At 71.9% G+C, this 335-nt stretch carries 1 pseudogene; it reads right to left on the bottom strand.

The window, feature by feature from the left end:
- Positions 1-335 (bottom strand): annotated as a pseudogene (locus tag IF89_RS44255) (transposase family protein); the annotation flags it as partial.

Below are 335 nucleotides of genomic sequence, written 5' to 3'. Positions count from 1 at the left end.
TCGACTGGCCATCGGAGGCGGGAGCGGGCTCGGTTGACGCGCTTCTGTCTGGGTGTGGGGTCCTTTCCCGGTTTGCGGCGGTGGGGAACGGCGACGGTGTCGCCGGCTCCCTGGTAGGCCTGGTCGGCGAGGACTGGAATGCCGAGGCGGACGCGGGTGGCGATGGTCCTGTGCCAGGGGGCAGCGGTGAGATCATGGACGCGGCCCGCCAGTGCCGGTGGGATCCAGACCAGCGTTGCGTCCGGGGCCGTCACCACCGAAGGTTCACCCCATGCCGCCGGTGCTTGCCCGAGTAGTGCGCGCGTCCGTCGCCGGACCGGCCACACTCGGCGGGG

Source organism: Streptomyces sp. NRRL F-2664 (genome assembly GCF_000719345.1).
In the GTDB taxonomy this organism is placed as follows: Bacteria; Actinomycetota; Actinomycetes; order Streptomycetales; family Streptomycetaceae; genus Streptomyces.
This window is presented reverse-complemented; position numbering and strand designations above follow the sequence as displayed.